This window comes from Solirubrobacter soli DSM 22325 (assembly GCF_000423665.1).
Taxonomy (GTDB): domain Bacteria; phylum Actinomycetota; class Thermoleophilia; order Solirubrobacterales; family Solirubrobacteraceae; genus Solirubrobacter; species Solirubrobacter soli.
Genome location: NZ_KE384072.1, coordinates 352,423 through 366,165 on the forward strand (window position 1 = coordinate 352,423; position 13,743 = coordinate 366,165).

The window sequence follows — 13,743 nt, forward strand, 5'->3', positions numbered from 1 at the left end:
GGCTGATCTTTCGCGAAGGGTCAGGTACGACCTGAGGCGTACGGGTCGAGCGCGGCGACCGCTTCACGCGCGGCCAGGACCAGACGGTGCGCATCCCCGCTGAAGTGCAGCGGCCCGCCGGCGTCGCTGAGCAGCACTCGCACGCGCGCCACACCACGAGCGTCCACCACTGCGGCGGATTCGAGGTGCTCCGCCAGCGCGAGCAGATCCGAGCTGGCCGACGCGACGTGGGTGCCCGGCCATCGGGCCGGCGGCAAGGACGGCCGTCGTGAGCTTTCGGCGACGCCCCGCAACGCGCGCGCCAACTGTCGGCGCACGGCCGGCGAGATCAGCCGCCGCGCATGCAGCGTCAACGCGACCTCGGAGTCCGGGACGGCGCCGCCGGCCAGCGCGCGGTCGAGCGCGGCGACGCGCAGACGCGCGTTCACCCGCGCCGCGAGCGTCACCCGCTGCAGCATGCTGCCGCCGCCCGGCAGGTCGACGAGCACCACACGCTCTGCCCGTCGTCGCTGAACACGTGCACCGATCATCTCGACACCAGAGTCTGATCGCCAGACGCGGCGGCCGGATCGGGAATCCTGTCCGACTTTCACGACCGGCGATACGCATGCGACGGCAGCGAGGCCTTACGCGGGCGACATCTACGACGGTCCTAGCACGGGCCGTCGTAGCGGCAACTCACGAGGCGTGGGCGTTCCACGGGGCTTCCGGCGTCGATCGACCAGGCGAGCCGGACGAACTGGGCGTGCGTCCACCCGAGCGGCGTCGCCGAGCCCGTGCCGGTCCCCACTGTGTGACCGCTCGCCGGCGGGTTGTCGTCCCACACCTGCTCGGGCAGCATCAGCCCGTCGTTGGCGGTGTTCGCGATGGCGTCGAGGCGTGTCTTCGCGGCTGCTCGCGCGGCCGCGACCTTGCCGGTGAGCTGCCCGGCGGCGAGTTCGTACTCGCCTCGCTCGCCCGCGAAGATCGGCCACAGGCGTCCGATGCCGTCATTGGTCCCGAACGGCCGGCCGTCCGGGGTCTCGCCGTAGCCGTCGTGGTTGAAGCGGTGCCAGAACTGCCCGGTCGGGGTGTCGACGCCGAGCTCACGGTCGACCACGGGCAGGGTCGAGAGCACGTCGGGGTCGTCGGCGCGCAGGACGCCGAGGCGCACGAGCTCCAGGAAGCTCGTGTCGACGACCGTTCGCTGGTCGACGGTCGGACCGCCGTCGGCGAGCGTGTAGGTGGTGCCCGCGTTCGCGTCGCCGTCGATGCTGAGTCGCAGGAAGTAGGGCGACGCCGACAGCGGTCCGTTGGTGGTCACGGTCCACTGATCGAGGCGCGAGCGCCAGTCGTCGGCGATCGAGCGGTAGCGGGCGGCCTCCGCGGTCGCGCCGTTGGCCTGCGCGATCTGCGCGGCGCACACCAGCCCGGCGATCTCGGCGCCGATGCTCGCGGGCGAGTAGCCGGTCGCGTTCTCCCAGCGCTCCTGCGTGACCGGGCCCTTCGCGAGGATGCACTCCGCCGCGCGCTGGACGTGGCTCCAGGTGCCGGCGTCGGTGCGGCCGAGTTGGGATGCGAGCAGGATCGGGTCGGCGACCTCGTCGAGCTGCAGGCCGCCCCAGTGCGGGGAGCCGTCGAGGTTGGAGTTCTGCGGCAAGCACCCGTCGGGCTGCTGCTGGCGCGTCCAGAGGTAGTCGAGCGCCCGCCCCGCGGCGGCGCGGTCACCCGCCGCGATCTGGGCCGTGGCCATCTGGTAGAGATCGCGCGACCAGACGAGGTGGTACGGCCCGTTGTAGCCAGGGATCAGGCCCCACACCCACGCCATCGTCGGCGACGCGATCTCGGCGCCGCGGAAGGTCTTGTCCTCCGAGGCCGCGAGGACCATGAGCGAGACGTCGTAAAGCTCCTCGTGGCCGGCGACGCTGCGCGGCCGCGAGCGGCCGGCGAGGTAGTCGTGCCAGCCGGTTCGGTACGCGCGCTCGGCGGCGCCGTAGCCGGCGGCCAGCGAGGCGTTGGCGGCCGACCGCGCCGCCGAGGCAGAGGTTCCGAAGCCGAGGGCCAGCGTCGCGTCCTGGCTTCCCGCCTTGCCGGTCAGCTCCAAGCGGCCGGTCTGGACGACATTGCCGTTGGGCGCCGAGGTGTAGTTGGCGTTCATCTCATAGTCCGCGTGCAGGTCGCTCCAGCCATCGCTCGTGCCGAGATAGCCGCTCGAGGTCTTCGTGAACGCCGGGGAGGCGACCAGCGCGCTGGCCGCCTTGGCGTCGGACGCCACCAACGCGCTGCCGGCGGTCGAACCGGAGTCGTCGTCCCCGTTCCCCGACAGGCTCGGGTCATACAGCGCGTACAGCCGGAGCGGCTTGTTGGTGAGCGACTCGAAGTGAACCCGGATCAGCAGCACGGCGCGTTTCGGGTCCGTCGTGTAGGTCTTGGTGATCCGGTAGCGCCCCTCCGGGTCGGTGTTGACCTGGCGGTAGGAGAGGCTGCGCGAGTCGGTGAGGCTGAGCGCGTGGCTGGTGTCCTCGCGCTCACGATCGACCCACGACCTTCCGTCACTGACCGCGAACTGCAGATCCCGGACCGCCGGGGTGCCGAGGTCCGGGTAGTAGACCTCGGTCAGCTCGCCCGCGCCAAGGGTGTGCCAGACGGTGCTGGCCGACGTGGTGGACGTTCCGAACCCGTCCTTGTCGCCGGGCGTCCACAGTGCGGACGCGCCGGGTGCGCCAGGCGCCACGCCGCTTGTCGCCCCGGCGGGCGGCGTGGCGATGAGCGCGCACGCGAAAGCAAGACCCAGGATCCCCGCGATCCGTCGGTAGGTCATCAGTTCCTCCCAGACTCGAAACGCAACCTGCCGCAGTTCGTGCTACCCCGTTGGACCCGCGCCTATCCTGGGCCCGGTGATTCGGCGAACAATGCGGGCGATCCGGCTCACGACGCCTGGCGTAGACGGGCTTGGACTCGAGACGGTCGACACGCCGCCGCTCGAGGGCGGTGAAGTGCTTGTCGAGGTCCACGCCGCCGCGATCACGCGTGGCGAGCTCGAGTGGCCGCTCGACCGGCTCCCGGCCGTTCCCTCCTACGAGCTCTCCGGGGTCGTCGCGGCGGTCGCGGACGACGTCGACACGGTGGCGGTCGGCGACGCGGTGTACGCGTTGACGCCGTTCGACCGCGATGGCGTCGCCGCCGAGTACGCCGCCGTACCCGCCTCGACGCTCGCCCCGAAACCCTCCACGCTCACCCACGCCGAAAGCGCGGCACTCCCCCTGCCGGCGTTGAGCGCGTGGCAGGGGCTGTTCGTTCACGGCCGCCTCCAGCCCGGCGAGCGGGTGCTGGTCCACGGTGCGGTCGGCGGTGTCGGCCAGTTCGCGACTCAGCTCGCGCGCTGGCGCGGCGCTCACGTGATCGCGACCGCTTCGCCCCAAGCGTTCGATCGGGCACGCGCACTGGGCGCTGACGAGGTGATCGACGGCCGTACAGAGCTCGACGACCGGGTCAGCCCGCTGGATGTCATCTTCGACACCGTCGGCGGCCACATCCTCGAGCGCGCACCGGAGCTGCTCGCGAACGGCGGCCGTCTCGTCACCGTCGCCGAGGAGCCGCCCGGGGAGGGCACGTACTTCGTCGTGGAGCCGAGCCGGGAACAGCTGGTCGAGCTCACCCGCCTTGTGGAGGACGGCAAGCTTCGCGTCGCCATCGACTCGACCTTCGAGCTCTCCGATGCGGCTGACGCGTTCAAACGCAGCCTCGCTTCGGGCAAGCACGGCAAGGTCGTCATCCTCGCCCGCGGCACGCAACAGGGATAGTCGGCAACCTGCCGGCAAGCCCCGGGCAACCCCGGGTCGGCAGGGTTCGTGGTCTCCCCAGTTTGAAAGGACCACTCCCTAGATGACAGTCGCGCAACGCTGGACGCTTGCGGTGGTGTGTACCGCCACCGCGATCCTGATGCTGGACATCGCGGTGGTGAACACCGCGCTGCCGTCGATCGGCCGGGACCTCGACGCCGGGATGGGCGGGCTGCAGTGGGTGGTCGACGCGTACACGCTCGCGCTCGCCGCCGTCGTCCTCACGGCGGGCGCGCTCGCCGACCGCTTCGGCCGCCGCCGCCTCTTCGCCTGCGGGCTCGTGGTCTTCACGGTGGCGTCGGCCGCTTGCGCGGCCGCGGGCTCGATCGAGATGCTCCACGCGGCGCGGGCCATTCAGGGCCTCGGCGCGGCGATCCTCTTCGCCACCTCGCTCGCTCTGCTGGCCGACGCCTTCCCGGTCGAGCGTGAGCGGACCGGGGCGCTCGCCGCGTATGGCGCCACGATCGGCGCGTCGTTCGCGATCGGGCCCGCGGTCGGCGGGGTACTGACCACCGCGCTGGGCTGGCGCTGGGTGTTCCTCGTCAACATCCCGATCGGAATCGCCGCGCTGGCGGTCACGTTGCGCGAGGTCCGCGAGTCGCGCGATCCGCGTGCGCCCCGGGTGGACGTGCCCGGCCTGCTCTCGTTCACCGCGGGCCTGTTCCTGCTCGTCTTCGGACTGCTGCGCGGAAACGAGGACGGTTGGGGCAGTGGCGTCATCGTCGCCGCGCTCTCCGGCGCCGCGGTGCTGCTCGTTGCCTTCGTGGCCATCGAGGCGCGTTCCACGCATCCGATGCTTCCGCTCCATCTGCTCCGCTCTCGCGCGTTCACCGGCGCGCAGCTGACCGCGTTCGCGATCTCCGGCTCGTTCTTCGCGATCTACCTCTACTGCTCGATCTACCTCCAGAACGTGCTCGGGCTGTCCGCGATCGAGGCCGGCCTCGTGTTCGTCCCCAGCACGCTCGTCATGGTCGTCGTCTCCGGCGCCACCGCGCAGCTCAGCCAGCGCGTGCACCCCGGCGTCCTCGTCTCCGGCGGCCTGATCCTGGTCGCGATCGGGATGGCGCTTCTCACCGTCGCCCAGGTCGACTCGTCATGGACCGCGTTGCTCCCGGGTATCACGGTGGCGCTGATCGGCACCGGCCTGTTCAACCCGTCCGTCAGCGCCGTCGCGCTGAACTCCGTCCCGGCCGAGCAGAGCGGCCTCGCGGCCGGCATCAACGACACCTTCCGCCAAGCCGGGATCGCGATCGGCGTCGCCGGCCTCGGCGCGCTGATCCCCACCGGCGACCTGCTGCGCGGCGGTTCGGCCGCCGACTACGTCGACGGCATGCACACCGCGCTGCTCGCCGGCGCCGCTCTCGCCGCTGCCGGCGCGATCGCCGGGGCGCTCCTGATCCACAATCGCACGGCAGCGGAGACGGCCACACCCGCGAACGTCGCGTTCGACGCCGACTGACCTCCACCGGACCGCCGGTCCAGCAAGGACCTCGACCGGCGGTCCACGCCGAGGCCTACACGCGTTTGGGGCGGGCCATGGATCGGGTTCGGGCCGGATGACGATGCCCCTGACGACCGGCCGATCAGGGCGTAGCCCCAGCCGCTAGTCCGCGGCTTCCTCGGCTTCGAGTGCTTGGAGGCGGCGCATCGCGTTGATGGCTGCGGGGAAGCCGGCGTACGGTGCCACTTGGATGAGGACTTCGCGCAGCTCCTCGATGGTGAGGCCGACGTTGCGGGCCGCGTGCAGGTGGATGTCGAGTTGGGGTTCGCAGCCGCCCTTGGCGGCCAGCATGGCCACGGCGGCGAGCTCGCGGTCGCGCAGGGAGAGCCCTGGGCGGGTGTAGACGTCGCCGAAGGCGTACTCGACGATGTGGCGGCCGAGATCGCCGAGCGAGTCCACGACGGCTTCGCCGGCGGAGCCGTCGACTTTAGCGAGTGTGTCGCGGCCGCGGGCGTAGCGGTCAGCTGTGGGAGTGGCGGTGCGCAAGCGTGTGCTCCAGGTGCTCGTAATTGGTGATCTTGTAGGTGACGGCGGCGAGATCGCGTTGCAACTCGGCGATCCGCTCCAGCACGCCGTCGCGGTGTTCCTCGAGCAGCGCCCGTCGCGCCGCGACGGTGCCGTCGCCCTGGCGGCGAAGCTCGGCGTAGCGCTGCATGTCGCGGATCGCCATGCCGGTCGCGCGCAGACGCTGCAGGAACGCCAGCCACGCGAGATCCTCGGCGTCGTAGCGGCGTTGGCCGCCGTGCACCCGCATGACCGGGTCAAGCAGCCCGATGCGCTCGTAGTAGCGCAGCGTGTGCGCCGAGAGCCCAGACCGCGCCGCGACCTCCGCGATCGTCAACGCTCCCGACGGCTCCGTGATCGACATGACCGACACGGTACGGGTTAGAGCGCGCTCTAACGCAAGAGCGCCGACGCGCCAAATGCGCCGTGGTGGCGACCGCGGGACTCCTCAGGCGAACTGGTCGCTCGCGAACTCGGCGAGACCGGTTTCCTGGTGCCGACCGACGCTGGCCATCCACGGGCTGCTCGTCAACGTCTGGATCGAGGAACGCGACGAACCATTCGACTGGAGTCTCATAGGCCCGTTGCTCGGCGACGAAGCGCCGACGCGCGCGCTCGACGGTCGCCTCGATCGCGGCGCTCTCACCGGGCTCTGGCGGTCCGACCCATTCACCAAGCCCGTGAACGAACGACTCGACACGATCCGCTCGGGCCTGTGCCCACGCGAACGCATCGGCGAAGGTCGCGAAGTCGCGGGACTCCGCGGCGGTGCCGGCCGTGACGGCTGGGACACTGTCGCCTGACATCCCGTGCCACTTGACCCACGCGGTCGTCATGGCCCGATGATGATGCAGGGCGCGAGACGCTGCGTGCACCGATGAGTTCAGGGCCCTGGGGCGGTCACATGAGCATGCACTTCACCGACCTCTTCGCCGGCGTCCGCGTTCGTGACATCGCGGACGCGCGCGCGTGGTATGAACGGCTGCTCGGGAGCGAGCCCGCGTTCCTCCCCAACGACATCGAAGCCGTGTGGCCGGTCGGCGATCACCGCTGGTTCTACCTCCTCCAGGACGCACCGAAGGCCGGCTGCGCGCTCGTCACCATCATGGTCGCCGACCTCGACGCGACGGTGGCGGGGATCACCGCGCGCGGCATCAAGCCGACGGAGCTCGAGGACTACGGCGAGGCGCGCAAGTACGTCGTCCACGACCCCGACGGCAACGAGATCGGGATCGGCCAGGTCCCGGCCGCCTAGACGAGCTGACGGTCCGCCCTCGTCGCGGGCAGGCGGCTCCGTCCTGTTGGCTCGCGACTGCGGCGATCTACTTAGCTGGGTGCGCAGTTCTCCGCGGTCTTGGGTCGGTCACGTAACGGGTCGGGCGGTCGGGGTGATTGTAGGTGCAAGTGTTTCCCGAACACCTACCACACGCCAGGAATCCCTCCATGCGCAAGTCCAGCAAGCTCATCCTCGCCGCAGGCGCCATCGCGGCTCTCGCTGTCCCGTCGGTCGCGTCTGCGAACACGACGGCGACGTTCCATGCCACGCAGCCGTCCGGTGGCGGTGGCAATTGGGACCACACGTACACCGTCGATGTCAACGCTGACGGCACGTTCACCGGAACCAACGTCATCACCGGACTCGACAACGGACAGACGGCCACGGTCAACGAGACCGTCTCCGGCACGCTCGCTGACGGCGACCACGACGGCTACGCCGATCACGTCACGCTCACGGCGAATCGCGGCAGCGGCTTCTACACGTTCCAGTGGGGCGTCAACGACGCGCCCATGGACGGCGTCGCCGACAACATGGACGCCGGCACCACCAGCTACGCGTGGGCGAAGGACTGGCAGGGCAGCGCGCTCCCGATCACGTTCACCGCTCCGAGCGCGCGCCTGTTCGCTGTCAGCGACAGCACCGACTACAAGAACCACGGTCAGTACGTCAAGTCGCAGGGCGGCGGCAAGGACGCGGCGCAGTCGTCCATCGGGATGCCTGAGCAGTCGCAGAAGAACAAGAAGTAGTCGCGGTCGCCGAGATCGACAGTGACGGCCACCGACGACCTCGACGGCACGACCGAGCAGCTCGTGCCCAACGACACGGGACCGAGGGTCTCGCCGCTGCGTCGGAGGCGCGGAACGCTCAGTCGCAGCCGAGAGCTGCGAGCTGGTCCATCCCGAACTGCGTCAGGGCCGTGAGGCCCAACGCGTCCTTGTACGCCTCGCAGAAGTCAGTCGGGGTCTGCGCGCCGCCACCGCCGCCGTGCGGGGGCGGCGTCGGCACCGGCGTCGGGGTCACCACCGGCGCGCACGAGGTGGGGTCGTCCAGCAGGCATGGGTTGTCGATCGGATGCAGGTGCGTCTTGGTCACACCGGTCAGGTCGACCTGGCTGACGATGGCCGCTCCCGCAGCCGTGGGCACGGCGAGACCGATGGTGAGCGCAGCCAGAGTGAGAGAGAGTCGTGATCGGAGCATGCGCAGCTATTCGCTCCGTCCCCGCCGGTTGGATCACCTTGTTGCTGGTTCAGCTCATGGCGTAGAGGAGGTTCATCGGGTTCTTGATCGCGACGTGCTCGATGCGTGTGAAGCCCGCTTGCGCGCAGAGCTCGTGGACGCGTTCGGGCGGGCATCCACAGGCTCCGAGGCCGGGGCTGCCGCTGTGCAGCGAGGTCGGTAGGCAGTACAGGAGGCTGATCCCGTACAGCAGGGCGGCCAGCGGGCCGACGTTCTCGGCGGGATCGTCGGCGCAGTTGAGCTCGAGGAGGAGGTGGGTCCCGCCGGGGCGCAGGGCGCGGGCGATGGTGCGCAGGAGGGCTTCGGGATCGCTGCTGTCGTGGAGGACGTCGAATGCGGTGATCACGTCGTAGGTGTCCGGGAGTCCGGCGGCGGCGTCGAGCGACTCGAAGCGAACGCGGTCGCCGACTTGCGCGGCTTCCGCGGCGGCGCGGGCATGCTCGATGACAGTGGGGAAGCTGTCGTAGCCGACGAAGGTCGAGCGCGGGTAGGCGGCCGCGAGCGCGATCAGCGCCTCGCCGGCGCCGCAGCCGACGTCGGCGACGTGTGCACCCGCGGCGAGGCGCTGGTGGAGCCCCGCGGCGGGAATCCATTCCTGGACGAGCTCGTGGCGGTACCAGGGGAGCGAGACGCGGCGCTGACCGTCGAACGTCGCCGATGGGTAGTCGGCGAGCGCGACTCCGGCCCCAGAACGGAAGGCGCGTGTGATGTGGTCGAGCATGGCGAGCTCGCCGCCGAGGGCCTCGTAGGCACCCGCGACGAAGGACGGGCCGGCCTCCGCGGCGAGGACGTCGACGTGCGACCGGGGCAGCACGAAGCGCTCGCCCGCGCGCTCGAGATAGCCGGCGGCGGTCATGCCGCGCAGCCATTCGCGCGCGTAGCGTTCGCTGACCGAGGCGCGCGCGGCGAGCTCCGAGCTCGAGGCGGCGCCGTCGCGCGCGAGGCTGCGGAACAGCCCGAGCCGGTCGCCGAGGACGGCCAGGACCGTCGTCATCGTGGCGGCGATGTCGCCGAAGACGGTCGCCGCGAACGGCGTCGGCGGCTCGTCCCACGCCTGCACGCCGTGCCAGCGAGCGATGCGCCCGCCACGGAACCACACGAGGGCGTGCTCGCGGACCAACCGGCCGTCGGGGTAGCGGCACTCGATCACGAGCGCGCCGCGCTCGTCATCGATGAACGCGTCGGCGAGCGCGGACTCGATCTCCCGCTCGGCAACCCCGCGCAGCATCGGCAGCACCTCGCCGTGGCCGTGGCGCCGCGCCGGTGCGCTGGGAGTTGTGACATGGTCGATCTCGGTCCAGTCCACGTCCTCGGTGAAGAACGCGAGCAGCGCTTCGGGCGACCGCGCGCCGTCCGTGACGGCGGCGGCGAACGCGTCGGTGTCGAATCCGGTCATGGCGACCACTGTGGACCGCTCCCGCAACGGGATCGCAACGGCACCGCAACGCCGTAAGCTCGCGATTGAGATGGTGCGCATCCGCCTGCTCGGGCCGCTGGGGCTGGAGGTCGATGGCGTCGAACGAGACCTGCCGGATCGTCGTCCCGGCCGGTCCCTGCTCGCCTGGCTCGCGCTGCATCCCGGGACGCACACGCGTTCCCGGGTCGCCGGCACCTTGTGGCCCGCGGTCCTCGAATCGAGCGCGCGGGCCAGCCTGAGGACCACGCTCTCGAGCGTGCGGCGAGCGCTCGGGCCTGCCGGCGAGTCCGCGCTGCGAAGCACGCGCGACACTGTCGAGCTCAGCGGAGCGTGGGTGGACGCGCTCGAGTTCGAGAGCCTCGTCACCGCGGGCCGGCTCGAAGCGGCGCTCGCGCTCTGTCGCGGCGACCTGCTCGCCGACCTCGACGACGACTGGGCGCTGAGCGCGCGTGAGACGCATCGCAGCGAGCGTTCCGACGTCCTGCGCCGCCTGGCGGAGAAGGCACCCGACGCGGCAAGCGCGCTGGCGTGGTCGCGTCAGCGGGTCGCGCTCGACCCGTTCGGCGAGGACGCGCACCGCGCGCTCATGGAGGCGCTGTCCGCGGTCGGAGACCGAGCCGCCGCGCTGGCGGTCTATGAGCGCCTGCAGGATCGCCTGCGACGTCAGCTCGCCGTCGCGCCGTCGATCCAGACCCGCGCGCTGGTCGCGTCGCTGCGAACCGGCGGCAGCGTGCCGGCGGGGCCGTTGCCGGTCGCGCTTCCGGCGCGCCGGCGCTTCGTCGGACGCGCCCACGCGCTCGACCGTCTGCGGGCCGCCTGGGCGCGCGCCCAAGCGGGCGAGGGGCGGCTCGCGCTCGTCACCGGAGAGCCAGGGATCGGCAAGACGCAGCTCGCGGCACACTTCGCCGCCGAGCTTCATGACGGCGGAGCGGCGGTGCTGTACGGACGGACGGAAGAGGTCGCGCGCGAGCCCTTTCAACCGTTCGCGCAGTCGGTTTCGGCAAGCCCCGACCGGATCGAGGCGGTCGCCGCGGAGCTCGAGCTCGCGGCGGCAGCGCACGGACTGCTGCTGATCCTGGACGACCTCCACTGGGCCGACCAGCCGACGCTGCGGCTGCTGGTCGAGCTGATGACACGGTGCCCACCGGCGCGCACGCTCGTGCTCGCGACGTCCCGCCAGACGCGCGCGATCGCACCGCTCCTGCGCGGGGCGATCGTCGACGAGCTGCCCCTCGGCGGCCTTGACGAGGACGAGCTGGCCGGCCTCGTCCCCGGCCTCGATCGCGCGTCGATCGCGCGGCTGCGGAGCGAGACCGGCGGCAATCCCTTCTTCGCGCTCCAGGTCGCCGAGCAACTGCGCGAGCGCGGGACGAGCGCGCCGCTCGCCGTGTCCGCCGGGGTCCGCCAGCTCGTCGCCGAACGCGTGAGCGGTCTCGGAGACGACACGACCGGGTTGCTCGCGGCCGCGGCCCTGATCGGGAGCGCCGAGTTCGAGCTCGGAGTGCTCGCCGAGACGCAAGGGCTCGCGCCCGAAGACGCGGCTGCGGCACTCGAAGCCGCGTTGGACGCCGGCTTGCTGACCGAGTCGCCCGGCGCTGACGGGCGCTATGCGTTCGTGCACGCGCTCGTGCGTGACGCGATCGTGGCGAACCTCCCCGCGCCGCGTCGGACGATGCTGCACGCGCGACTCGCCGCGGCACTCGAGCCACGCGCCGGCATCGACCCGGAGCGCCACCTCGCGCTGCTCGCCCACCACTCCCTGGCCGGCGCCGTCCCGCAGGCGGCGGAGTTCGCCGAGCGCGCGGCGGCCGCCGCGGCCGCCCTGCACGCCCACGAGAAGGCGGCAACGCTGCTCGAACGCGCTCTCGAGACCGGCACCGCGCACCGCCGCGGGGTCCTGCACTGCGCCCTCGGCGAGTCGCTTCAGCACACGGGCGAGCGTGGACGAGCGCACACCCACTTCGCCGCCGCGACGGACATCGCTCGCCGCAGCGGCGACGCCGAGTTGCTCGCCCGGGCGGCGCTCAACGGCGACAGCGCGAGCGTCACGGTGCTGTCCGTCGATCATCAGCGTGTCGAACGTCTCGAGGAAGCGGCCGCCCTGCTCACCCCCGGCCCGCTGCGCACCCGCGTGCTCGCCCGCCTGGCGACCGAGCTCGCGTACGACTCCGACGCCGCGAGGCGTGAGGCCGTGGCCCGCCAGGCGCTGGGCGAGGCACGCGCCGCAGGCGAGCCGAGGTCGCTCGCCGCGGCACTCAACGCCCAACACGTCACCCACTGGGGACCCGACCACACCCACGCGCGACTCTCGTGGGCCGAGGAGATGCTGGATCTCGCCCGCCAGGCCGGAGATCGCGAGCTCGCGCTCCAGGCCCGCAACTGGCGGCTCGCGGACCTCTTCGAACTCGGCGACGGAGCGCGGCTCCAGGACGAGCTCGACGCCTACGCCGCGCTGGCGGCCGACGTCGCCCTCCCCGCCTTCGCCTGGTACGTGCCGATGTGGCGCGCGACCCTCGCGCTCCTCGCCGGCCGACTCGCCGAGGCCGCCGAACTGGCGCGACGCGGTCGCGACCTCGGCCGGGCGGCAGGCGACGCGAACGCCGACGCGTTCTGGCGCGAGCATCAGCATGCACGCTGGCTCGCCGGGGAGCGCTACGACGCCTGGGACGCACGCGAGGTCGCCTACGTCGAGCACAGGATCCAGACCTCACCCGCCGGCCACGCCTTTGCCGCTGGGCTGGCGTTCGTCCTCGCGGCCCGCGGCCTGACTGCTGACGCGCAGCGGACGCTGACCAAGGTGGACCTCGCCGCCGTGCCACGCGACACGAATTGGATCTCGACGATGGCGTCGGCCGGCGAAGCCGCAGCCTTGCTCGGCGACCGCGAACGCGCCGCCGCCGTTCGGACATTGCTCGAACCGTTCGCCGAGCGGATGGTCGTCGCCGCGCGCGGGTGCTTTCACTACGGCTCCGTGGCCTACGTGCTCGCCCGGCTCGACGCCACCCTCGGAGACGACACCGCCGCGTGCATCCACTACGAGCAGGCCATCACCCGCGACGAACACGCCGGTGCAACGGTCTGGACCGCACGCGATCGACGCCACCTGGCCCAAGCAGGCGTCTCACCGTGTTGAACCTGGCCGGGGCGTCATGCAGACTCCGGCCGGATGATCGTTCTAGTGGCGGGCGCCGGAGGGCGCGTGGGCGAGCTCGTGGTGGCGTTGCTGCTCGCGCGCGGGCATGAGGTTCGCGGGCTCGTGCGTGGCGCGCAGCAGGCCGAAGACCTCGAAGAACTCGGAGCGATGCCGGTCATCGCGGATCTACGCGGGGACGTCGAGTGGGTGACGGACCGGTGCGACGCGGTCATCTTCGCGGCGGGTGCGCGGCACGCGGCGGATCTGGCGGCGATCGACGCCGGCGGGGCGGCCAAGCTCGCCGAGGCGGCCGCGCGGTCCGACGTGCGGCGGTTCGTCCTCTGCAGCGCCGTCGGGGCGGACCGTCCTGAGCAACGGGACGAGCCGATCCGGACCTTCCTCTCCGCCAAGCACCAGGCGGAGCGGCGGCTGCACGAGCTCGAGTTGCCCTGGACCGTGCTGCGGTTCGGCCGGCTCACCGACGCGTCTGGCACGGGGAGGATCGGGACCGCGCTGCCCGGCGCGGAGCCGGTGACGCTCAGCCGCGACGATGCGGCGCTCACGGCGGTCGAGGCGCTGGACCGCGCCAATCTCGTCCATCGCACCATCGACGTCATCGACGGGGACCGGCACGTCGCCGAGGTCCTCGACGCCGTCGAGCCGGAGCCGTTGCCGCCGTCGCGACCCTCGGGGCTGGCCGCGGGGCAGCCGGACAACCCGACGTCGGCGCGAAACCGGCTCGCGACGGACGCCGGGCCGTTCGACCCGTTGGTCGACTACGAGGGCGAAGGCGAGTTGCCGCCCGAGATCCGCGGCAACGACGACCCCGCGCCCGGCATCCCGTAGAGACGC

Annotated in this window: 13 protein-coding genes; 7 read left to right on the forward strand and 6 right to left on the reverse strand. The window is 71.8% G+C overall.

Annotation, left to right across the window (positions count from 1 at the left end):
• Nucleotides 1–20 precede the first annotated feature (20 nt).
• Nucleotides 21–491 carry a hypothetical protein gene (locus tag G569_RS60100; RefSeq protein ID WP_053227738.1) on the reverse strand — a complete coding sequence of 157 codons (471 nt, stop codon included), beginning with the start codon at nt 489–491 and terminating at the stop codon, nt 21–23.
• 161 nt (nt 492–652) lie between these two features.
• Nucleotides 653–2,800, reverse strand: a complete 2,148-nt coding sequence (locus tag G569_RS0140655) for a glycoside hydrolase family 15 protein (RefSeq protein WP_037502610.1) — start codon at nt 2,798–2,800, stop codon at nt 653–655.
• Nucleotides 2,801–2,876: 76 nt separating this feature from the next.
• Here G569_RS0140655 and G569_RS0140660 point away from each other — a divergent pair, with 76 nt between their 5' ends.
• Nucleotides 2,877–3,782 carry an NADP-dependent oxidoreductase gene (locus G569_RS0140660; RefSeq protein ID WP_084286250.1) on the forward strand — a complete coding sequence of 302 codons (906 nt, stop codon included), beginning with the start codon at nt 2,877–2,879 and terminating at the stop codon, nt 3,780–3,782.
• An 82-nt stretch (nt 3,783–3,864) separates the two neighbouring features.
• Nucleotides 3,865–5,280, forward strand: a complete 1,416-nt coding sequence (locus G569_RS55845; protein WP_037502612.1) for an MFS transporter — start codon at nt 3,865–3,867, stop codon at nt 5,278–5,280.
• A gap of 144 nt (nt 5,281–5,424) precedes the next feature.
• Here the strand turns inward: G569_RS55845 and G569_RS0140670 are convergent, their stop codons facing one another.
• A complete protein-coding gene (locus G569_RS0140670) occupies nt 5,425–5,808 on the reverse strand; it encodes a carboxymuconolactone decarboxylase family protein (RefSeq protein WP_028067656.1) in 384 nt (127 codons plus the stop codon).
• Nucleotides 5,783–6,190: a MerR family transcriptional regulator gene (locus tag G569_RS55850; RefSeq protein ID WP_037502900.1), complete on the reverse strand. Its 408-nt coding sequence runs from the start codon at nt 6,188–6,190 to the stop codon at nt 5,783–5,785. The genes G569_RS0140670 and G569_RS55850 overlap by 26 nt, the downstream gene beginning before the upstream one ends.
• Here G569_RS55850 and G569_RS0140680 point away from each other — a divergent pair.
• From G569_RS0140680 to G569_RS0140690, 3 genes are all read left to right on the forward strand, one after another.
• Nucleotides 6,180–6,629, forward strand: coding sequence for a hypothetical protein (locus tag G569_RS0140680; RefSeq protein ID WP_157592646.1), 450 nt, complete (start codon nt 6,180–6,182; stop codon nt 6,627–6,629). The genes G569_RS55850 and G569_RS0140680 overlap by 11 nt on opposite strands.
• 74 nt (nt 6,630–6,703) lie before the next feature.
• Complete coding sequence (locus G569_RS0140685; RefSeq protein ID WP_211233223.1) at nt 6,704–7,081, forward strand: VOC family protein; 378 nt, start codon at nt 6,704–6,706, stop codon at nt 7,079–7,081.
• 188 nt (nt 7,082–7,269) lie between these two features.
• On the forward strand, nt 7,270–7,851 hold the full coding sequence (locus tag G569_RS0140690) for a hypothetical protein (RefSeq protein WP_028067659.1): 582 nt from the start codon (nt 7,270–7,272) through the stop codon (nt 7,849–7,851).
• A 118-nt stretch (nt 7,852–7,969) separates the two neighbouring features.
• Here the strand turns inward: G569_RS0140690 and G569_RS0140695 are convergent, their stop codons facing one another.
• A complete protein-coding gene (locus G569_RS0140695) occupies nt 7,970–8,248 on the reverse strand; it encodes a hypothetical protein (RefSeq protein ID WP_028067660.1) in 279 nt (92 codons plus the stop codon).
• Nucleotides 8,249–8,351: 103 nt separating this feature from the next.
• Nucleotides 8,352–9,737: a methyltransferase gene (locus G569_RS55855; protein WP_053227739.1), complete on the reverse strand. Its 1,386-nt coding sequence runs from the start codon at nt 9,735–9,737 to the stop codon at nt 8,352–8,354.
• Nucleotides 9,738–9,807: 70 nt separating this feature from the next.
• Here G569_RS55855 and G569_RS0140705 point away from each other — a divergent pair, with 70 nt between their 5' ends.
• Both G569_RS0140705 and G569_RS55860 read left to right on the forward strand, forming a co-directional pair.
• Entirely contained in the window at nt 9,808–12,891 is a 3,084-nt protein-coding gene (locus G569_RS0140705; RefSeq protein WP_028067661.1) for an ATP-binding protein, read from the forward strand.
• A 33-nt stretch (nt 12,892–12,924) separates the two neighbouring features.
• Nucleotides 12,925–13,737 carry an NAD(P)H-binding protein gene (locus tag G569_RS55860; RefSeq protein ID WP_084286252.1) on the forward strand — a complete coding sequence of 271 codons (813 nt, stop codon included), beginning with the start codon at nt 12,925–12,927 and terminating at the stop codon, nt 13,735–13,737.
• The last annotated feature ends 6 nt before the right edge of the window (nt 13,738–13,743 follow it).